The 22913-nt window shown below is 63.6% G+C and carries 23 protein-coding genes and 2 pseudogenes; 13 read left to right on the top strand and 12 right to left on the bottom strand.

Annotated elements, in window-relative coordinates:
• Window positions 1-264 precede the first annotated feature (264 nt).
• Entirely contained in the window at window positions 265-1308 is a 1044-nt protein-coding gene (locus tag K6M89_RS05250; RefSeq protein WP_222138653.1) for a zinc-dependent alcohol dehydrogenase family protein, read from the bottom strand.
• 248 nt (window positions 1309-1556) lie between these two features.
• On the opposite strand from K6M89_RS05250, the gene K6M89_RS05245 reads away from it, so the two are divergent.
• The 3 genes and pseudogenes from K6M89_RS05245 to nadE all read left to right on the top strand — a co-directional run bounded on the left by K6M89_RS05245 (window position 1557) and on the right by nadE (window position 3726).
• Window positions 1557-2444, top strand: coding sequence for a branched-chain amino acid aminotransferase (locus K6M89_RS05245; RefSeq protein ID WP_222138652.1), 888 nt, complete (start codon window positions 1557-1559; stop codon window positions 2442-2444).
• Window positions 2445-2556: 112 nt separating this feature from the next.
• Window positions 2557-2790: pseudogene (locus K6M89_RS05240) on the top strand (nucleotidyl cyclase domain-containing protein); the annotation flags it as partial.
• 102 nt (window positions 2791-2892) lie between these two features.
• Window positions 2893-3726, top strand: a complete 834-nt coding sequence (gene nadE / locus K6M89_RS05235; RefSeq protein ID WP_097580114.1) for an NAD(+) synthase — start codon at window positions 2893-2895, stop codon at window positions 3724-3726.
• A 7-nt stretch (window positions 3727-3733) separates the two neighbouring features.
• Here the strand turns inward: nadE and K6M89_RS05230 are convergent, their stop codons facing one another.
• Window positions 3734-4417, bottom strand: a complete 684-nt coding sequence (locus K6M89_RS05230) for a glutathione binding-like protein (protein ID WP_222138651.1) — start codon at window positions 4415-4417, stop codon at window positions 3734-3736.
• A gap of 116 nt (window positions 4418-4533) precedes the next feature.
• Here K6M89_RS05230 and K6M89_RS05225 point away from each other — a divergent pair, with 116 nt between their 5' ends.
• Complete coding sequence (locus tag K6M89_RS05225; protein ID WP_222138650.1) at window positions 4534-5151, top strand: TetR/AcrR family transcriptional regulator; 618 nt, start codon at window positions 4534-4536, stop codon at window positions 5149-5151.
• On the opposite strand, the gene K6M89_RS05220 is transcribed toward K6M89_RS05225, so the two are convergent.
• Complete coding sequence (locus tag K6M89_RS05220; RefSeq protein ID WP_222138649.1) at window positions 5113-6387, bottom strand: multidrug efflux MFS transporter; 1275 nt, start codon at window positions 6385-6387, stop codon at window positions 5113-5115. The two genes, K6M89_RS05225 and K6M89_RS05220, sit on opposite strands and share 39 nt — an antisense overlap.
• A gap of 111 nt (window positions 6388-6498) precedes the next feature.
• On the opposite strand from K6M89_RS05220, the gene K6M89_RS05215 reads away from it, so the two are divergent.
• Window positions 6499-6840 carry a nuclear transport factor 2 family protein gene (locus K6M89_RS05215; RefSeq protein WP_222138648.1) on the top strand — a complete coding sequence of 114 codons (342 nt, stop codon included), beginning with the start codon at window positions 6499-6501 and terminating at the stop codon, window positions 6838-6840.
• A 15-nt stretch (window positions 6841-6855) separates the two neighbouring features.
• On the opposite strand, the gene K6M89_RS05210 is transcribed toward K6M89_RS05215, so the two are convergent.
• From K6M89_RS05210 to K6M89_RS05200, 3 genes are all read right to left on the bottom strand, one after another.
• A complete protein-coding gene (locus K6M89_RS05210; RefSeq protein WP_097580119.1) occupies window positions 6856-7587 on the bottom strand; it encodes a sulfite exporter TauE/SafE family protein in 732 nt (243 codons plus the stop codon).
• A 57-nt stretch (window positions 7588-7644) separates the two neighbouring features.
• Window positions 7645-8298: a class I SAM-dependent methyltransferase gene (locus K6M89_RS05205; protein ID WP_222138647.1), complete on the bottom strand. Its 654-nt coding sequence runs from the start codon at window positions 8296-8298 to the stop codon at window positions 7645-7647.
• 195 nt (window positions 8299-8493) lie between these two features.
• Window positions 8494-8820, bottom strand: a complete 327-nt coding sequence (locus K6M89_RS05200) for a hypothetical protein (protein WP_222138646.1) — start codon at window positions 8818-8820, stop codon at window positions 8494-8496.
• Between the two features lie 213 nt (window positions 8821-9033).
• On the opposite strand from K6M89_RS05200, the gene K6M89_RS05195 reads away from it, so the two are divergent.
• Together K6M89_RS05195 and K6M89_RS05190 are read left to right on the top strand one after the other, a co-directional pair.
• Window positions 9034-9636: a superoxide dismutase gene (locus tag K6M89_RS05195; RefSeq protein ID WP_003569477.1), complete on the top strand. Its 603-nt coding sequence runs from the start codon at window positions 9034-9036 to the stop codon at window positions 9634-9636.
• A gap of 137 nt (window positions 9637-9773) precedes the next feature.
• Complete coding sequence (locus tag K6M89_RS05190) at window positions 9774-10619, top strand: metallophosphoesterase (RefSeq protein WP_222138645.1); 846 nt, start codon at window positions 9774-9776, stop codon at window positions 10617-10619.
• 398 nt (window positions 10620-11017) lie between these two features.
• Here the strand turns inward: K6M89_RS05190 and K6M89_RS05185 are convergent, their stop codons facing one another.
• A complete protein-coding gene (locus K6M89_RS05185; protein WP_222138644.1) occupies window positions 11018-11707 on the bottom strand; it encodes a helix-turn-helix transcriptional regulator in 690 nt (229 codons plus the stop codon).
• A gap of 128 nt (window positions 11708-11835) precedes the next feature.
• Between K6M89_RS05185 and K6M89_RS05180 the strand changes: the two genes are divergently transcribed.
• Window positions 11836-12471, top strand: a complete 636-nt coding sequence (locus K6M89_RS05180; protein ID WP_097580124.1) for a LysE family translocator — start codon at window positions 11836-11838, stop codon at window positions 12469-12471.
• Window positions 12472-12563: 92 nt separating this feature from the next.
• Here K6M89_RS05180 and K6M89_RS05175 read toward each other — a convergent pair.
• Window positions 12564-12850, bottom strand: a pseudogene (locus K6M89_RS05175) (MurR/RpiR family transcriptional regulator).
• Window positions 12851-13266: 416 nt separating this feature from the next.
• On the opposite strand from K6M89_RS05175, the gene K6M89_RS05170 reads away from it, so the two are divergent.
• Complete coding sequence (locus K6M89_RS05170; protein ID WP_097580132.1) at window positions 13267-13707, top strand: c-type cytochrome; 441 nt, start codon at window positions 13267-13269, stop codon at window positions 13705-13707.
• Between the two features lie 112 nt (window positions 13708-13819).
• Entirely contained in the window at window positions 13820-14734 is a 915-nt protein-coding gene (locus K6M89_RS05165; RefSeq protein WP_222138643.1) for a c-type cytochrome, read from the top strand.
• Window positions 14735-14800: 66 nt separating this feature from the next.
• Here the strand turns inward: K6M89_RS05165 and K6M89_RS05160 are convergent, their stop codons facing one another.
• Together K6M89_RS05160 and K6M89_RS05155 are read right to left on the bottom strand one after the other, a co-directional pair.
• The gene (locus tag K6M89_RS05160; RefSeq protein ID WP_222138642.1) at window positions 14801-15430 is read right to left on the bottom strand and encodes a glutathione S-transferase family protein; all 630 of its coding nucleotides are present in this window, start codon (window positions 15428-15430) and stop codon (window positions 14801-14803) included.
• A 171-nt stretch (window positions 15431-15601) separates the two neighbouring features.
• Window positions 15602-16096, bottom strand: a complete 495-nt coding sequence (locus K6M89_RS05155) for a GNAT family N-acetyltransferase (protein ID WP_222138641.1) — start codon at window positions 16094-16096, stop codon at window positions 15602-15604.
• A gap of 281 nt (window positions 16097-16377) precedes the next feature.
• On the opposite strand from K6M89_RS05155, the gene dmeR reads away from it, so the two are divergent.
• The 3 genes from dmeR to bla all read left to right on the top strand — a co-directional run bounded on the left by dmeR (window position 16378) and on the right by bla (window position 18669).
• The gene (dmeR, locus tag K6M89_RS05150) at window positions 16378-16650 is read left to right on the top strand and encodes a Ni(II)/Co(II)-sensing transcriptional repressor DmeR (RefSeq protein ID WP_097608495.1); all 273 of its coding nucleotides are present in this window, start codon (window positions 16378-16380) and stop codon (window positions 16648-16650) included.
• Between the two features lie 22 nt (window positions 16651-16672).
• Window positions 16673-17668: a CDF family Co(II)/Ni(II) efflux transporter DmeF gene (gene dmeF, locus K6M89_RS05145; protein ID WP_222138640.1), complete on the top strand. Its 996-nt coding sequence runs from the start codon at window positions 16673-16675 to the stop codon at window positions 17666-17668.
• Window positions 17669-17778: 110 nt separating this feature from the next.
• The gene (gene bla, locus K6M89_RS05140; RefSeq protein ID WP_222138639.1) at window positions 17779-18669 is read left to right on the top strand and encodes a class A beta-lactamase; all 891 of its coding nucleotides are present in this window, start codon (window positions 17779-17781) and stop codon (window positions 18667-18669) included.
• Between the two features lie 226 nt (window positions 18670-18895).
• On the opposite strand, the gene K6M89_RS05135 is transcribed toward bla, so the two are convergent.
• Both K6M89_RS05135 and K6M89_RS05130 read right to left on the bottom strand, forming a co-directional pair.
• Complete coding sequence (locus tag K6M89_RS05135; protein WP_222138638.1) at window positions 18896-21235, bottom strand: glucose/quinate/shikimate family membrane-bound PQQ-dependent dehydrogenase; 2340 nt, start codon at window positions 21233-21235, stop codon at window positions 18896-18898.
• Window positions 21236-21375: 140 nt separating this feature from the next.
• Window positions 21376-22878 carry a protein adenylyltransferase SelO gene (locus K6M89_RS05130; RefSeq protein ID WP_222138637.1) on the bottom strand — a complete coding sequence of 501 codons (1503 nt, stop codon included), beginning with the start codon at window positions 22876-22878 and terminating at the stop codon, window positions 21376-21378.
• Between the last annotated feature and the right edge of the window lie 35 nt (window positions 22879-22913).

Raw genomic sequence — 22913 nt, 5'->3', positions numbered from 1 at the left:
GGTCGCGGCTGGGCTCCCTCTTCTCCCCAGCGGGGGTCCGAAGGACGGGTTGAGACCCGCGGCTCAACCCAGGTAAAGGTGGCCCGAAGGGTCGGAAGAGGGGGCCACATGGCACATCCTATCCATTGCCCTTCGCTTGCGCTCAGCGCATTCGCGGCCGTGCCGCTCACCCCCTCATCTGCCTGCCGGCATCGACCGGGGCGAGCCACGGGTCTCGCCCGTCCTTCGGACTCCCGCTGGGGAGAAGGGAATCGTGGCAGCGCCTCACGAAAACTGCGTAATCACGCTGATTCCCGTCCCCTCTGCCTTGTCGAGCACCATCAGCGCCGGCACGGCCTCCTCGAGGTTGATGCGCCGTCCGATCAGCTTCTGCGGCGCGATCTTGCCGGCCGCCAGCATCGACAGCATGGCGTCGTAGCGCCAGGCCTGCATGCCGTGGCTGCCGTAGATCTCCAGCTCGTTGCTGATCACTTGGGCCATCGGGATTTGCGGTGTCGCGTGCTCGGCGAGCATCAGCCCCACCTGCACGTGACGTCCGCGGCGGCGCAGGTTCTTGATCGAGTTGAAGCAGGTGACGGGATGGCCGAGCGCGTCGATCGAGACATGCGCGCCGCCCTTGGTGATCTCGCGCACCGCCTCGGCCACGTCGGCAACGCTTGAGGCATTGACCGTCGCCACCGCCCCGCACTCTCTGGCGAAGGCGAGTTTCTCCTCCGATATGTCGATGCCGATCGCATTGGCGCCGAGCGCGGTGGCGATCATGATCGCCGACAGGCCGACGCCACCGCAGCCATGCACGGCGATCCATTCGCCGGGGCCGGTGCGCGCATGGTCGGCGACGGCGCGAAACGAGGTGGCGAAGCGGCAGCCGAGGCTCGCCGCCGTCGCATCGTCGATCGTATCCGGCAGGTGCACCAGATTGGTGTCGGCATAGTCGATCGCCACATATTCGGCAAAGGAGCCCCAATGGGTGAAGCCCGGCTGGAATTGGTTCGGGCAGATCTGCTGGTTGCCGGAATGGCATTCGCTGCAATGGCCGCAGCCGGAAACGAAGGGCACGGTCACCCGGTCGCCGACTTTGAAGCGCATCACACCGCGGCCGGTGGCGACGACTTTTCCGGCAAGCTCGTGCCCCGGCACATGCGGCAGGCGGATATCGGGATCGTGCCCCATCCAGCCGTGCCAGTCGCTGCGGCAGAGCCCGCTGGCGCCGACCGCGATGACGACGCCATCCTCTGTCGGCGTCGGATCGGGCAGGGTGCGGATTTCGGGCGCCTGCTCGAAGGCTTCGTAATACATGGCTTTCATCGGCGTCCTCCTTCACGTCTCTCCGCTCAAGCGTCCATGATGCCATGCGGCAGGCGCCCGTTCCAACAAAGATTCCATCGTTTTTGCTGATGCACCCATCGCCGACGCTGCAGCTGTCGCGCACGAATATTGCGGCCGGACGTTGTCCCCCGGCATTTTCTTGCTTCCGTATTTCCGGCCGGGATTTGTCCTTGACCCGGCTTGCGGACGGGGCTTTTGCTTTCCCGGCTTCGCAAGGGAGAGCAGCAATGGCCGTCGATACATCACCGCGTTCCACCACCTGGACTCACGTCGATGGGGAATGGCTTCCCGGCAATCCGCCGCTGATCGGGCCGACCTCGCATGCCATGTGGCTCGGCTCCACGGTCTTCGACGGCGCCCGTTGGTTCGACGGCATCGCCCCGGATCTCGATCTACACTGCCAACGCATCAACCGCTCGGCGCTTGCCATGGGCCTGAAGCCGGTGAAGTCGGCCGAGGAGATTGCCGCGCTTGCCTGGGAAGGCGTTGGCAAATTCGACGGCGCGACGGCGATCTACATCAAGCCGATGTATTGGGGCGAACACGGTTTGCCTGGCAGCATCGTCTCCGTCGACGCGGCATCGACCCGCTTCGCGCTCTGCCTGTTCGAGGCGCCGATGGGCGGCCATGCCGGCACCAGCCTCACCGTTTCGCCCTATCGCCGTCCGTCGCCGGAAACGGCAATGACCGAGGCGAAGACCGGCTCGCTCTATCCGAATAGCGGCCGCATGATCGCCGAGGCCCGCAGCCGTGGCTTCGACAATGCGCTGGTGCGCGACCTGAACGGCAATGTCGTCGAGACCGCTTCTTCGAACGTCTTCATGGTCCGCGACGGCGTGGTGATGACTCCGGCCGCCAACCGCACCTTCCTCGCCGGCATCACCCGCGCCCGCGTCATCGGCCTGCTCCGCAAGGCCGGTTTCGACGTCGTGGAAGCAACCCTCTCCGTCGAGGATTTCCTCGCCGCCGCCGAAATCTTCACCACCGGCAACTACTCCAAAGTCGTCGGCGTCACCCGCCTCGACGACCGCGATTTCCAGGAGGGCCCGGTCACCCGCAAGGCGCTGGAGCTCTACATGAACTGGGCCCACGGAAGAAGCGAGAGTGAAGAGTGAGCCACGATCCCGCGAAGCGGGAGCAATCGATCCAGTGAATCGATTGCAGTGGCGAACGCCCGGAGCGTAAGCGCAGGGTCGGGGCGCGGTCCCGTGCAACAGAGCCCGGTCCGGCGAAGTCAGCTACGGCAATATCGGTTCCGGCCGCCGCCTCGACTTCACCCTGATCGGCCGCGACGTCAACCTGGTCGGCCGCATCCAGACCGCCTGCGGCGAACTGGGAGAGGCCTTGCTGATGTCGGCGCCGTTCCGCCGGGACGCCGGGGCAGGGGATGTGGTGTCGGTCGGGGCTCATAGGCTGAAGGGGTTTGCCGATCCGGCGGAGCTGTTCACGCTCGTGCCGTAGGTGTGCGGTGGATGCATGGCAGGTCTGCCCGAAACGGTTTCGTCTTCTCCCATCTTTTCGCCATAGTGGCGCCGGAATTCCGTAAGCGGGGAGGAGGAGCTTATGACCGTGCTGTTCGACGAACAAGGCGAGATCATCCGCGAACTGGGTGTCGCCGCCGATATCGATCCTGAGCGGGAGATCGAACGGCGAACCGCTTTCCTCAAGGATTATCTCGTCGCTTCGCGCATGCGCGGCTACGTCCTCGGCATCAGCGGCGGCGTCGATTCGCTGACGGCGGCCTTGCTGGCTCAGAAGGCCGTGCGCGAGCTGCGTGACAGCGGCCATGCGGCCGAATTCATCGCCGTACGCCTTCCTTATGGTGTCCAGGCGGACGAGGCTGATGCGGTCAAGGCGCTGGAAACGATCGGCGCCGACCGCTCGATGGTGGTCAACATCAAGGCGGCGGCGGATGCGATGCTAGCCGCCGCTCAAGATGGCGGTCTTGCCTTCGCAGATGCCGGCCGGCAGGATTTCATCCTCGGCAACATCAAGGCCCGCCAGCGGATGATCGCCCAGTTCGCTTTGGCCGGCGCGCTCGGCGGCCTCGTCATCGGCACCGATCATGCGGCCGAAGCGGTCATGGGCTTCTTCACCAAATTCGGCGATGGTGCCGCCGATATCCTGCCGCTTGCCGGCCTCAACAAACGCCGCGTCCGCCTCTTGGCAAAGCGGCTCGGCGCCCCCGACGAGCTGATCTTCAAGGTGCCGACCGCCGATCTGGAAGACCAGCGGCCGCTGCGCCCCGACGAGGAGGCCTATGGCGTCAGCTATGACGAGATCGACGATTTTCTCGAAGGCCGGCCGGTCGGCGAGATCGCCCGCCGCCGCATTCTCGCCGCCTATCGCGCCACCGCCCATAAGCGCGCGCTGCCGGTAGCCGTCAACGCACTCTGAGCAGCGTTTAAAGCTGCACCGGCACGCCCGTCCAGTCCGACGCGGCGAGATAGACATTCGGCGCAAAATAGACGCCGTCGGCATCGAAGGCCTCGAGATCTTCGGCCCGTAGCGCTTCGCGCACCTTCGGGCGTGCCGCCACACGGGCCATGAAACTGTGCAGTGCCGGCCATTGCTTGAGATTGATTCCCGTCCAGGGCGACCAGTTCAGGCAGACGAAGAGATAGACGTCCGCCACAGTGAAGGCCTCGCCGGTCAGATAGGGTCCGGCAAAACGGCCGCTCAGCCAGGAGAGCCGCTTTGCGACCTGGGCGCGGATCTGCGCATGCACGCTGGCATAAGCCGGGTCGAACAGCAGCACCATCGGCTTGTGCAGTTCGGCGGATATGAAATTAAGATAGGATTGCACCTCGTTGCGTCTGAGGTTGCCGACTTCGGGCAGCATCACGGCGCCTTGCGGCACGCTGTCGGCGAGGAACTGCGCGATTGCCGGTCCCTCGGTCAGCACCTTGCCATCGTCGAGCATCAGCGCCGGCACATAGCCGTTGCCGTTGATGGCGAGATAGTCCTTGCCGTCGCTCGTCCGGTGCGTTTCCCGGTCGACCTGGACGAGCTCGATATCAAGCCCCAGCTCCCGGCAGACGATATGCGGCGAAAGCGAGCAGGCAGCGGCGTTCATATAGAGTTTCATGGCGATTCCTCTCTCATGCGGGCGGTCGGCGCCCGCCTGTCCGATGTCATTGAACATCTGTACTGTTTCGCATAAAATAACCTTCGTCAAGAATTTAATGCGAAACGGTACAAAATATGAAGGATGAGAAGAAGCGCGGCCGCCCGAGGGCCTTCGACGCCAAGGCAACGCTCGCCAAGGCGCGGGACGTCTTCTGGGACAGGGGTTTTGCCGCCGCCTCGCTCGACAATCTGAGTGCGGCGACCAACCTCAACCGCCCGAGCCTCTACGGCGCCTTCGGCGACAAGGAGGACCTCTATCTCGATACGTTAGAGGGGTATCGGCAGGACGGCATGTATGCGCTGGCCCAGGCGCTCGACCCGTCGCTGCCGCTGCGCGACAATCTCGCCCGCGTCTATGAAGGCGCGCTGGCGGTCTATCTGCACGGTGAAACGGCCGCGCGCGGCTGTCTGCTGATCGGCACGGCAACGGTCGAGGCGGTCGAGCGTGAACGGGTCCGCGAGGTGCTTGGCCGCAGCCTCAGCGATTTCGACGGCGAGATCGAAAAGCGCATGCGCCTTGCCGTCGAACGCGGCGAGCTTCCCGAGAGCGCCGATCCGCAGATGCTGGCAAGGCTCGCCTCCGCCGTCATGCATTCGCTCGCCGTGCGCGCCCGCGCCGGCGACAGCCGCGAGACGCTGGAGGCAATCGCCCGCTCAGGCGTCGAGCTGATCTGCGGCAGCGCGCGCAGCTGATCCCGATCCGGCCTCAGTCGTCCTGGGCCGCACCATCCAGGCATAGGCCGCACCGGCGACAAGCAGCACCGCGGTGCCGAGGAAGACCGCCCGCATGCCGATATGGCCGCCGACGAAGCCGCCGAGGACGGGGCCGGCCACCTGGCCGACATATTGCGAGGAGATCGAAAGTCCGAGAATGCTGCCGGCCGCGCTATCGGGCACGCTGTGGCGGATGACGGCAGCAATGCAGGGCAGCAGCCCGCCGAGGGCGGCGCCCATCAGGAAGCGCAGGACGATCAGCTGCCAGGAGCTGGTGACGAAGGCCTGCGGGATCAGCAGCAGCCCGGCGACGGCGAGCGCGCCTGCAATGACTGGCCAGTGACCGATCCTGTCGGCAAGCCTTCCGAGCCAGGAGGCCGAGAGAATGCTGCCGAGGGCGGCGGCCGACATCACGAGGCCCGAGATCATCGTCACCTCAGTTGCGACCGGCACGATCTGCGCGACATAGACGGTGATGATCGGCTCGATCGACATATTGGCGAACATCAACAGCAGGCCGGTCGCCAGCATGGCGACGACAGGCCGCTTGTCGCTGATGGCTTTCCAGCCGCCGCTCGCCTTGGCCGCCTGTTTGCGGGCCGGTGTTTTCTCCTCCTTGATCAGCAGGATCGTGGCGAGAAAGGCGAGGAAAATCATGCTGCCGGCGGCGAGAAACGTGCCGCGAATGCCGATGACAGGCGGCAGCGCCCCGCCGATGAGCGGTCCGACGAGATTGCCGGCCATGATGCCGGAGGAAAGCACGCCGAGCGCCCAGGCCGAGCGCTCCTTCGGCGTCTGCGTCGCCACCAGCACCATCGAGCCGGAGGCATAGCCGCCGGCCAGGCCGACGAAGAGGCGCAGCGCCACCAGCTGCCAGACATTGCCGGCCATGCCCATCAGCGAGATCGCCACCGTCATGCCGAGACTGGCGCGCACCAGCATCAGCTTGCGGCCATAGATATCGCCGAGCCGGCCCCAGAGCGGCGCGACAAGAGCCGCGGCGAAGAAGGTGGCACCATAGGCGATGCCCGACCACTGCACGATCGCCGCATGATCGCTGACACCGAGTTCCTCGACATAGAGCGGCAGGAAGGGCAGCAGCAGTGTCATCGCCACGATTGTCGTGAAGGAGCCGATCAGCGAGACGGCGAGATTGCGCTTCCAGTAGATTGAGCCTGCGCTGGCGCTCGCCGCGTCCAATTGCGTATGGGTCATTCCTTGCCTCGGCATCGATCCTGCCGGCGCAGTTGAGCCGCAATCTGGATCATCTCAGGTAAAAGTGCTAGACTGATTGCGCGGTGCAATCAGTAATCGGAGGATATTGCCGTGAGCGACATGCACACGAGGCAACAGACAGTTCGCGATCTCTACGCCGCCTATCTCGACGACCGCAAGGACAAAGTCGGCGCCATGCTGACGGAGGATTTCACCTTCTCCAGTCCGCGCGACGATCACATCGACCGGGCGACCTATTTCGAGCGTTGCTGGCCGAAGGAACCGTTCTTCCGCGATATCCACATCGAATTCCTGGCCGTCGACGGCGAGGAGGCAGTCGTTCGCTACCGCGCCGAAAAACTGGACGGCGGCAGCTTCGGCAATATGGAAAGCCTGCGCTTCCGCGGCGACAAAATCGCCTCCGTGGAGGTCTATTTCGGGCGGAATCTCTGATCGCGGCTGAGGCGGTTACAGGAGCCGTATTGCCGAGGTCGTGATGATGATCATCGAGACCGCCACCATCAGCGCCCGCACCGGCAGCCGCTTGACGAGGATGGCGCCGAACGGGGCGGCGACGACGCCGCCGATGATCAGGCCGATCGCCGAATTGAGCTCCGACCAGCCGAGCGTCAGGATGAAGGTCAGCGAAATCGTCAGGGTCACCGCGAATTCGGTGAAATTGGTCGAGCCGATCACCCGCTTGAGATCATGGCCGCGCCCGACGAGCGTGCTGGTGACGACCGGTCCCCATCCGCCGCCGCCGATCGCATCGAGGATGCCGCCGCAAAGCCCGACGGGCGGCACGGCCCAGTCGCGCACCTCGCGCCTGCCCGGCGGCCGAAAGGCTTTGTAGAGAATCAACAAGCCGATCGCGATCAGATAGGCCGACACGAAGGGCTCGATCACCTTGCCGTCGACATTGGCCAGCAGATAGGCGCCGATCGCGCCGCCGATCATGCCGGCCGGAGCCAGCCGCGCCACCAGCCGCCAGTCGATATTGCGGTGATAGGCATGCGACAGGCCGGATGCTGCCGTCGTGAACATTTCGGTCACATGCGTCATGGCGCTGGCATTGGCGGCCGGCACCCCGAAAGCCAGCAGACTCGTCGTCGACAGCACGCCGAAGGCCATGCCGAGCGCGCCGTCGACGATCTGGGCGCAGAAGCCGACGGCGATGAAGAAGAAGATATCCGATGTCATGCAGTCCCCTCTGACGAACGGTAGCATCAGAATCCACGATGCGGGATTTTTTTTTGCTCAGGCGGAAAGTCCGCGCTGCTTCAACCGCACGATCTTGAAAAAGCCGTTCGGAAAGACCGGCAGAATATCGGCCGCGGAAAAATCGCCGCGACGCTCGGCCCAGGCGATGATGCGGTGGATGCGGAAGGCGGAGGACCAGCCGATGTGGCGCACCAGCGGCGCCACCGCCGCTTCGATTGCGCCCTGTAGGCCGGCGCCGTCGCCGAGCTTGCTCGCCAGGATGATTTCGCCGCCCGGCCGCAGCACCCGGGCGCATTCGTCCAGCGCCCGCTCGGGCTCGGGAATGAGCGTGATGACGAAGGGCAGGCAGACCACGTCGAAAGACTGGTCGGCAAAGGCGAGCGCATGCGCATCCATCACCTCGAGCGCCCGGACATGCTGCAGCTTTTCGCGCCGTACCTTTTCGCGCGCCCGGGCGATCATATGTTCGGAAATGTCGATGCCGGTCACCCGGCAACGGCTGGGATAGTGCCCGAGCGTCAGGCCGGTGCCGACGCCGATTTCCAGAATATCGGTGCCGGCCGCAGCGGCAAGGGCGGCAAGCTTGCGGTGGCCGTCGCGCAGGATGCCGCGGTAGACGCGGTCATAGACCGGTGCCCAGCGCTGATAGATTTTCTGCTGATCTTCCGCCCGGTTGCGAAGTTCCGACATGCCTAAGCCTCCTGCGCACAACCCCAAGAATCGGAATCAATTTTGAAAACGATCATGCATTTATCACAAACATAGAGCGCCTCGGCGCCTCTCACAGACGCACGGCGCTCTAAAAACCCGGAACGTCAACTCCTAAGGGTGGGCTTGGGTTCCGCTCGGAATGTGACTGGAGTCGCAAACCGTGACGGCGGCCGGCTATTTGGCCGGCGCCAGCCCCATCTTCTTGGCATCCATCGCGCTGCCGATCTCGACCGACTTTTCCTGCTTGTCATAGACGCAGATCTGGGCGACGAGCCCCTTGGCGCCTTTCGGCTTTCCCGTCACCAAAGCGAGCCCGTAATGGGAGGTGCCGAAAGGATCGACACTGACGACAGGCTTCTCCAGCGCGACCGCCGCCTTCCTGCATTTGGCCTCGACATCGGCCGCGAACTGCTGCCAGGCCTCGTCGGAGGAGGCATGGGCCGCGCCTGCGAGACAAGCAAGCGCTGCTGCGGCCGGAAGCTGGATTATATTCCTGTTCATATCGGATCTCCCTTGTTGTGCGTTGCGCTCGAAGCGGTTCTCCGCGCGGGTATGTCAGGCGATTTGAGCGTGCGATTCCAGCTCTGAAACTGAGGCAAATTTTCCTCCGGCCGGTCGTTTTTTGATATTTCGCCGGTTGCCTCTCCCCCGTTCCCCTCCTATGTTCCGCCTCACCTGCCGATGACGCAATCTATTGCCAAGAGGAGATCTGACATGGCTTTCGAATTGCCTGAACTTCCCTATGATTACGAAGCCCTTGCCCCCTTCATGTCGAAGGAAACGCTGGAGTTTCACCACGACAAGCACCATAAGGCCTATGTCGACAACGGCAACAAGCTCGCCGCCGAAGCCGGCCTTTCGGATCTGTCGCTCGAAGACGTCGTGAAGAAGTCCTTCGGCACCAATGCCGGCCTCTTCAACAACGCCGCGCAGCACTACAACCACATCCATTTCTGGAAGTGGATGAAGAAGGGCGGCGGCGGCAACAAGCTGCCGGGCAAGCTCGAAGCGGCTTTCGCCTCCGATCTCGGCGGCTACGACAAGTTCAAGGCCGATTTCGCCAATGCCGGCGCTACCCAGTTCGGCTCCGGCTGGGCCTGGGTTTCCGTCAAGAACGGCAAGCTCGAAATCTCCAAGACCCCGAACGGCGAAAACCCACTCGTCCACGGCGCCACGCCGATCCTCGGCGTCGACGTCTGGGAACACTCCTATTACATCGACTATCGCAACGCCCGCCCGAAATATCTCGAGGCCTTCGTCGACAGCCTGATCAACTGGGACTACGTCCTGGAACGCTACGAAGAAGCCACGAAGTAAGCGGCACCGGACTTGCCGCCATCCGCGGCGATGTCTTGGCCTCTTTGATCTTGCACCCGGCGTTCTCCCGAGCGCCGGGTGTTCGTTTTAGCATCCCGTCGTCACATCCTTGTTACCGGCCGAACCTATCACGCCCCATGTCCTCCTCCGCTCTTCCCCTGTTCCGCTTCGGCGTCATCGCCGACCCGCAATATGCGGCCATCCCTCCGCATGCGGTCATGGACCGCTACTACGCCAACAGCCTCGCCAAGGTCGCCGAGGCGATCGAGGTTTTCAACGGCTGGGAATTGAGCTTCGTGGTGACGCTCGGAGATGTCATCGACCGCAGCTTTTCAAGCTTCGACGATATCCTGCCGGTCTATGAAAAGCTCAGGCACGAGGCGCTCTTCCTGCTCGGCAACCACGATTTCTCCGTCTCCGCGGGGCATCTCTCCGAAATCGCCACACGCCTCGGCATGCCATCGCCCTATTACAGCTTCTCGCGTCATGGCTGGCGCTTCATCGTGCTCGACGGCAATGAGGTCAGCACCTTCGCGCCGCCCGAAGGCCATCCGCATCGCGCGCTCGCCGCGCAAATGCTGGCCGAGCTGGAGGAGAACGGCGCCAGGAATGCACATCGCTGGAATGCCGCGCTGAGCGACGCGCAGTTCGCCTGGCTGGCCGATGAAATCGCCAAAGCGGGCGAGGCCGGCGAAAAGGTGATCGTCATGAATCACTATCCCGTGCATCCGCCCAGCGAGCACGGCATGTGGGACAGCGAGCGTATCGTCGCGCTGCTCGCTGCGCAGGCCAATGTCGTCGCCTATCTCAATGGTCACGACCACGTCGGCAATTACGGCAAGGCCGGCGCCTGCCACTTCGTCAATTTCAAGGGCGTGGTCGACACCGAAAGCGAAAACGCCTTCGCGATTGTCGAGGTCTATGCCGCCCACATCGAAATCCGCGGATTCGGCCGGGAAGAGAGCCGGACGCTGGTTTATTAGGCTGGGTGGGACTGCCGATAAAAGTTGGCCAACTCCTCCTTACGTCATGCTCTGCCTTTACCGGCTCTATAACAGAAATTGACCGAGATATTCGGGGTGCCTCTCCGAAGAAGCGCCCAACCCGCCAACGGTGAGTTTGGCGGGACGCAACCCCATCCTCCGTCATCCTCGGCCTTGAGCCGAGGATCCATGCCCGCTGCTGATGGAGGTCGGCGTGGATCCTCGGGTCAAGCCCGAGGATGACGGAGGGTGGGGCAAATGTCGGCAGTCCCCTGGGTCTGGCGTGTCAGGAGCGTGGCGGTGAAGCCTGTGAAAGACGCTCTCTGGTGTCGCATGACATTGACCTCCTGCTCGTGCCTCAAGCGCTGCCAGACCTGTTCGCACAAACGCTCTGCTCGTTACCCCGCCACAGCCTTCTCCGCCCACCCACTCGTCCAAAGCTCCCGCAGCCTGTCGCCGTCGCCTTTGAAGAAATCGTCACTCGCCGCGCAGCGCTCCACCCGGTCGCTGCGGAAATTGCGGATGGCCTGGCGCAACTCGCACCAGGCGACGATATTGGCGGTCTGCGAATAATAGATCAGCGCGATCGGCTGGATCGTCCGCTCGCTTCCGCGGCCGAGTTCGTCGCGGTAGGCGAGCATCAGCTTGCGTTCGTCGCGGATCGCCCGGCGCACGATCGCGAGGTCGAAGCCGGTCGGCTGCGCGGAGCCCCAGGCATAAAGCGCCTTATTGTCCATCGCCTGGCGCAGCGGCGCCGGCACGGCCCCGGCGATCTTCTGGTTGACCCGGCGCGCCGCCTGCTTCAGCTCCTCGTCGGCCGTGCGTTCGAGCAGCGCCAGCGACAGCACGATCGCCTCCATTTCCTCGATCGAAAACATCAGCGGCGGCAGGTCGAAGCCCGGCCGCATGATATAGCCGATGCCGCGCCCGCCCTCGATCGGCACCCGCATCGCCTGCAGGGCGGCGATATCGCGATAGATCGAGCGCACCGTCACTTCGAGCGTCTCGGCCATCACAGCCGCCGTCATCGGTTTTCTGGCGAGCCGCAGGATCTGAATGATCTCGAAAAGCCGCGAGGCCTTGCGCATTTTGCCTCTCCATCCGTCACGCTCCTGACAATACACTGTCAGTTGGGTTTGCGTATAGAGCCGCCTATCGGATTGAAATCAATCAGGGTCTTTCAAAACGGCTCGCAGAACCCAAGGCGGTAACTGACATGAACTACCATGAAAACCTCTGGCTCTTCTTCACCCTTCTCTTCGGCATCATCATCGTGCCGGGCATGGACATGCTCTTCGTGCTCGCCAATGCGCTGACCGGCGGTATCCGGCGGGGGCTGGCGGCAACCGGGGGCATCATGGCCGGCGGCGCCGTGCACTCCGCCTATGGCGCGGCCGGCGTCGGTGTGCTTGTCACCATGCTGCCGCAGCTGTTCAACGTGCTGCTCTTTGCCGGCGTCGCCTATATGATCTGGATCGGCATTTCGCTGATGCGCAGCTCGATCACCGTTGAGGCGGTCGGGCCGGCAACGGCGGGCTCCGGCTGGCGCGCTTTCCACCAGGGCGCCGTCACCTGTCTGGTCAATCCCAAGGCCTATATCTTCATGTTCGCCGTCTATCCGCAGTTCCTGAGGCCGGAATACGGCCCGGTCTGGATGCAGGGCCTGATCATGGGTGCCATGACGGTCGCGACGCAGTTCGCCATTTACGGCACGCTGGCGATGACCGCCGGCCGCAGCCGCGACCTTCTCGTCGCCAATCCCGATGCGACGGCCTTTGTCGGTCGCTGCGCCGGGCTGCTTCTGGTCGCGGTCTCCGCGCTTAGCCTCTGGCAGGGTTGGAAGAGCGCCTGAGCCTCGAAGTCCTCCCACAGCAGCTCGATCGCCGAGCTCTGTTGCTGCATCTGCCGATTGAGGCCGATGCAGCAGCGGAGGTCGCTGCATCTTCAGGGATGACTTGCGGCAGTGCTGCAGAGTTGTTGTCTTATCATCGCGCGAAACTCACCGAATGTCTGGAACCCAATGTGCCGTACAAGCCGATGGACCGTTGCTGGAGAAACGCGGCACCCGCGCCCACCGCGGCAGCACTTTCAAAGGCCGTTATGTCAGGTCTTTCCAGGATCTCCCTTGCGACCCGTTCGAGGCTGCCGGGAAATACCAGCTGCCGGTTGGCGATCTGGTGCTTCAGTTCTTGCACTGTTGAGGGAGGAGGAGAGTCCCGATCCTTTAGCATTGCACGCACTTCCAAAAGAGCCGACTTCTCGGTCGAAGCCCGCACAGACGCGGCGCCCTGCAACAGAGCGACGGACTTCTCCAGCCCTTCGAGGCTGTTCAGAAGCACATCCTCAGCCAAGCACCCTTGGCATCCATGCTCTTTATGTTTCGCGAAAGCACCTGCCAATGGCCGCACGAGTCCTCATCGACTTTCTGGTAACAAGGCTGGTGGAAGTATAGAGCCGTCAAGTTTGGGATAGCCCGTAACGAGTCGGCCGGATCAGCACCGGCTCGCCCCAGGTTTGTTCGCCGTTTATCACATTGTTTTTATGTCCCTCCGGCAAAACGTGACTGCCTTGCGCCATGGATTTTGTCATGCTGCCGGTGCAGATTGGCCACCGGCCGCCTTGGCCGAGGAAAAATGGAGAGGATAATATGAATTGGAAAGCAGTAGCTGCGGCCGCGGCGATGGCCGGCATGGCCCTCGGCTCGGTGACTGCCGCCGAAGGCACCCATGACTCGCGCGTTGCGTTGATGAAGAAGATCGGCGGTTCGGCGGGCGCTCTGGCCGGCATCGCCAAGGGCGAGAAGCCCTATGACGCCGAGACGGTCAAGACGGCGCTTACGACGATTGCCGCAACCGCCAAGGTTTTCCCCGATCAGTTCAAGCCGGGCACGGAGACGGGCGACGAAGCGGTGAGCCCGAAGCTCTGGGAAAACATGGACGACTTCAAGGCGCGCGCCGCAAAGCTTTCCGCCGATGCAGAAACCGCTCTGGCTCAGCTTCCGGCCGATGCCGCTGCCGTCGGCGCCACGATGAACACCCTCGGCGCCAATTGCGCCGGCTGTCACAAGGCCTATCGTCTTAGCAAGTGAGCGATAGGCCGTTTTGATCTGGATCTTTATATGCGATCCGCGCCGGCCTTGCCGCCGACGCGGGTCGTCTTGATATGCGCCCGGGGAATCTCGGCAAAAGGGGAGGCGGGGCATGATCCGCAGGTTCATCCGGTTAGTGCTCTGTCTGATCGGCGTCGCCGTGCTCGGCGGGGGCGTCTTCTATCTCGTTATCGCGCCCGATCCGCTGCCGGAGAGCCACTGGGCCGGCCTCGGCGCGCCGGATCCGGCCAACGGTGAGATGGTCTTCTGGGCCGGCGGCTGCGTCAGCTGTCATTCAGCCCCCGGTTCCGAAGGCGATGCGAAGCTGACGCTTTCGGGCGGCCTGGCGCTGAAGAGCCCTTTCGGCACCTTCCACGTGCCGAATATCTCACCGGATGAAAAGGCCGGTATCGGCGCCTGGACGCTGGCGCAGTTCGGCAATGCGATGAAACGCGGCGTCGGACCGGGCGGTGAGCATCTCTACCCGTCCTTTCCCTATGGCTCCTATAGCAGGATGAGCGATAAGGACGTTAACGACCTCTTCGCCTTCCTGAAGACGCTGCCGAAGAGCGCCAACGCCACGCCCCCGCATGAGCTGTCGTTCCCCTACAATATCCGGCTGGCGCTCGGCGGCTGGAAATTCCTTTATTTCAACGATCAGCCGCGCGTCGCACTCGCCAAGAACGACGACAAGGTGAAGCGCGGGCAATATCTCGTCGAGGGCCCCGGTCATTGCGGCGAATGCCATACGCCGCGCGATGCCCTCGGCGGCTTTAAGACCGATCAGTGGCTTGCCGGCGCGCCCAATCCCGAAGGCAAAGGCCGCATACCCGATATCACCCCGGCGTCGAAAAGCATCGGCGGCTGGAGCGAGGCCAATATCGCCAGCTATCTCGAAACCGGCTTCACCCCCGATTTCGATAGTGTCGGCGGCTCGATGGTCGATGTGCAGCAGAATATCGCCCGCCTGCCGGCCGCCGACCGCGAGGCGATCGCCGCCTATCTGAAGGCTGTGCCGGGGCGCTGAAGCATGTTGCGCAAAGTGTGCAGCGGTTTTGCGGCCGCTGCATTCCGGAAGTCGAGCTCGATCCTGTTATAGGGAAGTGGGACCAGGCATGAGATCATAGGGGTGGCGCCAGCCCGGCATGCTGCTGATACGATCTTTCCAGGCTCCGATAGCCGGAAAGGCGCTGTGATCGATGCCGGTATCCTCCGGCATGAAGACATAGCCCGCCAAGGAGAGATCTGCGATCGTCAGCCGGTCGCCGACCATGAAGGTCCGGTTGGCCAGGTGTTCGTCAACAATCGCATAGGCAGCTTTAGCCCTCAGCCTTAAAAACTCGACGACTGGCGTCTCGCCGCTCTTCTGGAGGCCATACATGAACCGCAGCGTGGCGTAATAGCTGGTGAATTTATGATTGTCGAAGAGGATCCAACGCATGATGTCGCGCCGTTCTTCGGCCGTCTGCGCCCCAAATTGGCCTGTCACCTCTGCCAAGTAGTCCAGGATAATTCCCGATTGGCTGATCTTCGTTTGGCCATGTTCGAGCACAGGCGCTTCGCCTTGTTCGTTGATCGTTTTTCGCCACTCTTCGGTTCGCGTTTCGCCGCCCAGATAGTCGACGAAAATGCTTTCCCATTCGATGCCCGCAAGCGCAAAGAAGAGTGCGACCTTGTAACAGTTCCCGGAGAGAGCGAAGGAATGAAGTTTGAAATCAGGCATGAAAGCTCCTTAGGCGATTCGAAAAAATTTCAGCATTATTGAAGCAGGCCCCCGGGCGACTCGATCCAAACCCCAGCCGGCGTCTGAATAGATGTGCGGCGCTATAGCGGCAAGCATAACCAAGAGCTCCCGCCCATCGAGCCAGGAATCTAGACCTTCGATCTAGCCACCCTAAGCGATCGACTGCATGTAGCGCATGCCGGTGACCGGCCGCGGGGTGAAATCCAGCTGTTCGTAGAAGCGGTGCGCCAGCACGTTGCCGGTCGCGGCGCTGACGGAGAGATAGCCGCAGCCGGCATTGCGCGCTGTCTCGCGGGCCCGGTCGACGAGCAGCTGGCCGGTGCCGTGGCCGCGATGGCCGTCGCGGACGAAAAGATGGTGCAGGTCCATGCCGCGTTTTCCCTCCTGCGCCCTGTAGAGCGGCACGAGGATGGCGTAGCCAATCAGCCCTTCGCCGGTCTCGGCAACGAGAGCATGGATCCAGGGTAGGGGGCCGAACAGATCGCGCTCCAGCTGCTCCGGCGTCGTCGCCGCCGCGTCGCCGTGATGGGCGGCAAGCAGGGCGATCATGTCGTTGAGTTCGGGCAGGTCGCGCGGCTTGGCGGTGCGGATCGTCACCACCGATGGGCGCATCAGTGAAATTTCGCTGTCTTCGATTTCGGTCATGGTCTTCGCGTCCTTTGATAATCTGCCGTCAGGACGCTGCCGATACAACAAAGCCGCCTGACGGCGGCTTGTTGACAATATGATCTGTCCAGCCGCCCTTTACAGGTACAGCCAAAAATACGAGCGGCTCTGGTGCGCGTTCTTGATCATGGATAACCCATCGCCGCAAACGCGGCATTTGTCAATGGCGTTGCAGCATGACGCTCACGCGCGGCACGGCCATTGATATCGGCCGGCAGATGCTGATAGTATACCCCCCTATATTAATTCGTGAGTCCGTCATGTCCCACACCAGCCTGCAGAAAAAGAAGCTCGTCGCCCGCATCAGTCGTCTGAAGGGACAGATGGAAGCGGTCGAGCGGGCGCTCGAGGCCGAACGCCCCTGCGGCGAAATCCTGCAGCTGCTCGCCTCGATCCGCGGCGCCCTGACCGGATTGACCGGCGAGGTGCTGGACGATCACCTGCGCGAGCATGTGCTGAATGCCGCCGATGACGCGGCAAGGGCCGAGGCGGTCGAGGAAATATCGGAAGTGCTGAGAACGTATCTCCGCTGAGCGCTTGAAGAAGGAGCCTGGAATGACTGCCGGGATTGGGAAAACCCAAATGAACAGCCTCGAACATGATCATGTTTTCCTCGGCGCCGATCATGCGGTGAACGAGCGGCGTGTCTGGCTGGTGATCGCGCTGACAGCGGTGATGATGGTGGCTGAGATAACGGCCGGCACCGCCTATGGCTCCATGGCGCTGGTCGCCGATGGCTGGCATATGTCGACCCATGCCAGCGCCCTTTTGATTTCGGCGCTCGCCTATCTCTTTGCCCGCCGGCAGGCGCGCAATCCGCGATTCACCTTCGGCACCGGCAAGCTCGGCGATCTCGCCGGCTTTGCCAGCGCCATCATTCTTGCGCTGATCGCCCTGCTGATGGCCTGGGAAAGCTGGCTGCGCCTTGCAAATCCGGTGCCGATCGGCTTTGCCCAGGCGATCGCCGTGGCGGTGGTCGGCCTTGCCGTCAACCTCGCCAGCGCCTGGCTGCTTGCCGGAGGCGGCCACCATGCACACGGCCATCATCACCATCACCATCACCATGGCCATCATGATCATGGTGATCATACCCATGATCACCACGCCCACGATAATCATGCAAAGCACGGCGACAACAATATCCGCGCCGCCTATCTGCATGTCGTCGCCGACGCGCTGACATCCGTGCTTGCCATCGCGGCGCTGACGCTCGGCAGCCTCTATGGTTGGCTCTGGCTCGATCCGATCATGGGCATTGTCGGCGGTCTGGTCATCGCCAACTGGTCCTGGAGCCTGATGAAATCCTCGGGCGGCGTCCTTCTCGACGTCGTCCCGCACGGCGAGACGCTGCCGGTTGACATTCGCGAGGCGATCGAGACGGAGGAAGACCGGATCACCGATCTGCATGTCTGGCAGGTCGGCCCCGGCCACCATGCCGCCATCGTCGCCGTCCTCACCCCCGAGCCGCGCGATCCGGCCTTCTACAAGGCCCGGCTTTCGGCCCTCTCGGAATTGTCGCATGTGACGGTCGAGGTGACGCGCGCCGCATGATTCCGGTGCGCGGACGACTTCGTCGCCGCGGGACGACTTCGTCGCCGCGATGACGAGATGCCGCCGCAATCGCGCCTTAGCTCTGTCCTCCTCACCGCTGGAGGATTTTCATGGATCTCAGTCTTACCCGCCGCGTGCTGATAGGCTCGGCTTTGTGCCTGCCTGCGCTCACGCTTCCCGTCAGCGCCGAGGAGAAGAGCGAGGAGGGCGACGACAATGTCGAGCGCCGCCTGGCCGAGCTGGAAAAACGCACCGGCGGGCGCCTCGGCGTCTCGGTGCTCGACACCCAGACCAGCATCTCCTTCGGCTATCGCGGCAGCGAAGCCTTTCCGATGTGCAGCACCTTCAAGGCGCTGGCCGCCGGCTTCGTGCTCGCTCGCGTCGACAAGGGCGACGAGAGCCTCGACCGGCGGGTGACCTATGGCAAGGACAAGCTCGTCGACTATTCGCCGATCAGCGAAAAACATGCAGGCGCCGACGGCATGACGATCGCCGAACTCTGCGATGCGGCGGTGACCGTCAGCGACAATACCGCCGGCAACCTGCTGCTTGAAAGCTTCGGCGGGCCTGCGGGGCTGACCGATTGGCTGCGCTCGATCGGCGACGGCACGACGCGTCTCGACCGCACCGAACCGACGCTGAACGAGGGCCGGAAAGGCGATCCGCGCGACACGACGACACCGGCTGCGATGCTCGATACGCTCGGCAATCTGACGCTCGGCTCTGTGCTGACGGAAGCCTCCTGCAACAGGCTGATCGCCTGGCTGGTCGCCAGCACGACCGGCAAGGAGCGGCTGAGGGCCGGCCTGCCGGCCGATTGGAAGGTCGGCGACAAGACCGGCACCGGCCCGAACGGCTCCCTCGGCGACATCACCGTCATCTGGCCCCCCGACCGCGGCCCGATCGTCGCCGCCGTCTATATCGCCGAGGCGACCGTTCCGGTGAAGGACCTCAATCCGGTCTTTGCCGAGGTGGGACGGATGATTGTCGAGATGGTTTGAGTTGGGGAAGGTATGACGGCTGTCCGGTGTGCGGATGAAAACCCCTCCCCAACCCCTCCCCACAAGGGGGAGGGGCTGCCATGTCGCGCCCGTCGCATTTCATTTCTGACGATGCAGCATGTGACCACCTATTTTGGTCGCGGGGAGCTGACCGCGAGTTAGCCCCTCCCCCTTGTGGGGAGGGGTTGGGGAAGGGTCTTTCTTCCGAGGAACGGCAACTCGTCCATCACGGCAGCGTATAGGCAATCACATAATCGCCGGGCTTGGTGCCGACCGAGCCGTGGCCGCCGGCGACCATGACGACATATTGCTTCTTGTCGTCAGTCGTATAGGTCATCGGCGTCGCCTGGCCGCCGGCCGGAAGCCGCGCCTGCCAGAGTTGCCGGCCGCTCGTCACGTCATAGGCCCTGAGGTAGTTGTCGACCGCGGCCCCGAGGAAGGCGACGCCGCCCTTGGTCAGCATCGGCCCGCCGATGCCGGGCACGCCGACCTTGAAGGGCAGGGGCAATGGCGTCATGTCGTGCACGGTGCCGTTCTTGTGCATATAGGCGATCTTGCCGGTACGCAGGTCGACGCCGGCGACATAGCCCCATGGCGGCGCCTGACAGGGGATCTGCAGCGGTCCGAGGAAGGGCCCCATGAAGACGCCGTAGGGCGCGCCATCATTGCGGTTGAGCCCCTGTTCGCTGCCCTTTTCATCCTGACCTCGCGGCGGAATCTCGGCGGCCGGCACCAGGCGCGAGGTGAAGGCGAGATAGGTCGGCATGCCGAACATGATCTGCCGCTCGGGATCGACAGCGACGCTGCCCCAGTTGAACGTGCCGAAATTGCCGGGATAGACGATCGTGCCTTCGAGCGACGGCGGCGTGTAACGGCCCTCGTAGCGGTAGCGGTGGAAATCGATGCGGCAGACGAGCTGATCGAACAGCGACACGCCCCACATGTCCTTTTCCTTCAGCGGCTCGGGTGAGAAGGTGAGGTCGGAGATCGGCTGCGTCGGCGAGGTATGATCGCCCGAGATCGCTCCATCTGGCGCCGGGATCTCCTTGATGGGGATGATCGGCTCGCCGCTGCGCCTGTCGAGCACATAGAGATCGCCCTGCTTGGTCGGGCCGACCAGGGCGGGGACCATGCTGCCGTCTTCTTTCGTCAGGTCGATCAGCGCCGGCTGGGCCGGAACGTCCATGTCCCAGAGGTCGTGATGCACGGTCTGGCGCACCCAGCGCAGCTGGCCGGTGGCGATGTCGAGCGCGACGATCGAGGAGGAGAATTTCTCGACATTGTCGCTGCGGTTGATGCCGAGCTGGTCGGGCACCTGGTTGCCGAGCGGGATGTAGACCATGCCGAGCGCCTCGTCGACGCTGAAGACCGACCAGCTGTTCGGCGAATTGGTCGTATAGGTCTGACCGTCGGTGATCGGCCTCGTCACATCGGGATTGCCGGAATCCCAGTTCCACACCAGCGCGCCGGTCTTGATGTCGAAGGCGCGGATGACGCCGGACTGCTCCTCGGTCGAATAATTGTCGTTGACCGCCCCGCCGATGATGATCTTGCCGGCCACCGCGACCGGCGGCGAGGTGGAATAATAATAGCCGGCCGGGTTGAAGCGCATGCCGGTTTCCAGATGCAGCACGCCCTGATCGGCAAAGCCGGTGCAGACCTTGCCGTCCGCCGCGTCGAGCGCGATCAGCCGGGCATCCGAGGTCGGCAGGTAGACGCGCTCGGCGCAGGGCTGGCCGGCGGCGACATCGGGGTCGGCATAATAGGTGACGCCGCGGCAGGTCTGATGCTGCCGGTTGGGGTTCATGCCGGAATTGGAGTCATATTTCCATTTCTCCTTGCCGGTCTTGGCGTCGAGCGCGATCGCCCAGTTATGCGGCGTGCACAGATAGAGCGTGTCCTTCACCTTGAGCGGCGTCACCTGATAGGTCGTCTCGCTGATGTCGTCCGGCCGCTTGACGTCGCCGGTCTGGTATCGCCACGCCTCCTTGAGGGTGGAGACGTTGTCGACGGTGATCTGGTCGAGCGGCGAATAACGCTGGCCGAAGGGCGTGCGGCCGTACTGATGCCATTCTCCATCCGGCACGCTGCCGCCGAAAGCGGGGCTGGCGGCGACCTGATCCTTCGGCAGATCGCCGGCAAGATCGTGCGGATCAGTGGTCATCGAATAGAGGGCGACGAGGATGGCGAGAACGACCGGCACGGCGAGCGGCCAGGGATTGGCGCCATAGGTGATGCCGGTCGGGCTGCGAAAGCCGAGCGGCCGGCGGATCCAGGGCGTCAGCAGCCACAGCCCGAGCAGGATGATGAGGCCGCCGCGCGGCCCGAGCTGCCACCAGTCGAAGCCCACCTCCCAGACCGCCCAGGCGAGTGCCGCGATGACGAGCACCGCATAGACCCAGAGCGCCAATGCCTTGCGCATCAGCAGCAGCCCGGCGGTGATCAGGAACATCAGTCCGGCGAACAGATAGAAGACGCTGCCGCCGAGCGTAACGAGCCAGAGCCCGCCGCCGCCGAGCGCCAGTCCGATGATGATGAAAAGGATGGAGGTGATGACGATCGCCATAAGGCTGTCTCCCGCTGAGGTTCGCCGGGTGAAGAAGGGCGGAAAAGCCCCGCCGGTCAGCCAGATAGCGCGAAGGACATGCCTTTCAACGGCTGCATTTGCCGCAGGCGGATGTCACGGTACGGTTGTATTGGAGCCGCTCACGTCCCGCAGAAGGTCGCAAGCACCCGCTCATGCGGCTTCGGCGACTCGCTATAGGCGGCGAAATCCGGCTGGTCGTCATATGGCCTGGCGAGCACCGTCAGCAGCGCCTCGAACAGCGAGAAATCGCCGTTTTCGACCGCCGCCTCGATTGCCTGTTCGACGCGGTGATTGCGCGGAATGAAGGCCGGATTGACGCTGCGCATGGCGGTGGCGCGCTCGCTGGCCGTCTGCAGATCGCGCGACACTCGCTCGCGCCATCGCGTGAGCCAGGTACGGCCGGCCTCCACCTCGCGGAAACTTGCGGCAAAGGCGGGCTCCGCCGCCTCGTCGCCGGCCAGGTCCGACAGTCGGCGGAAGGTCAGGGTGAAATCGGCACTTTGCGCCTGCATCAGCGACAGCAGCGCCTGCACCAGATCGAGATCACCTTCCTCTTCGCCGGCAAGGCCGATCTTTTTCCGCATACCGGCCAGCCAATGCGCCTGGAACCGCTCGCCATAAGCCCGGATCACCACATTCGCCTTATCGACTGCGCCGTCGAGTTCGGCGTCGATCAGCGGCAGCAGCGTTTCGCCGAGCCGCGCGAGGTTCCATTGGCCGATGGCCGGCTGGTTGGCATAGGCGTAACGGCCATGCTGGTCGATCGACGAGAAGACGGTCGCCGGATCATAGGCATCCATGAAGGCGCAAGGGCCGAAATCGATTGTCTCGCCGGAGACCGTCATATTGTCCGTATTCATCACGCCATGGATGAAGCCGACATGCAGCCAGCGGGCGATCAGCGCCGCCTGGCGTTCCGAAACCGCCTCGAACAGCCGAAGATAGGGCTCCTCCGCGTCTTTCAGCGCGGGATAATGCCGGTCGATCACATAATCGGCGAGTGCCCGCACACCGTCTGTATCGCCGCGCGCCGCAAAAAATTGGAAGGTGCCGACCCTGATGTGGCTGGCCGCGACCCGGGTGAAGACGGCGCCCGGCAGCACCTCTTCCCGGTAGACCGGCTCGCCCGTCGTCACCGCCGCCAGCGCCCGTGTCGCCGGAATGCCGAGCGCAAACATCGCCTCGCTGATGATATATTCGCGCAGCACCGGCCCGAGTGCTGCCCGCCCGTCGCCGCGCCGTGAGAAAGGCGTCGGCCCGGCGCCCTTCAGCTGGATATCGAAGCGCCTGCCGGTGCGATCGATCACCTCGCCGAGCAGGATCGCCCGGCCGTCGCCGAGCTGCGGCGAGAAGCCGCCGAACTGGTGGCCGGCATAGGCCATCGCCAGCGGTTGTGCGCCGTCGGGAACGAGGTTGCCGGAAAAGATCGCCGCGCCGTCGCGCCGCAGCGCCTCGACGTCGAGCCCGAGCTCGGTGGCCAGCGGCTCGTTGAGCTTGATCAGCCAGGGCTCCGCCACCGCCGTCGGCATCTGCGCCGCAAAGAAGCGCTGCGGCAGGCCGGCATAGCTGTTGTCGAAGGCGAAGGCCGCACCGGGCCGGTTTTTCTCGAGGGCGGAGGTCATAACCGAAAGGTAGGGCCGGGCGGCCTGTGGCGCAA

The organism is Rhizobium croatiense, from assembly GCF_019793465.1.
GTDB lineage: Bacteria > Pseudomonadota > Alphaproteobacteria > Rhizobiales > Rhizobiaceae > Rhizobium > Rhizobium croatiense.
The sequence above is the reverse complement of the archived record's forward strand: the minus strand, read 5'-3'. Positions and strand labels throughout refer to the sequence as shown.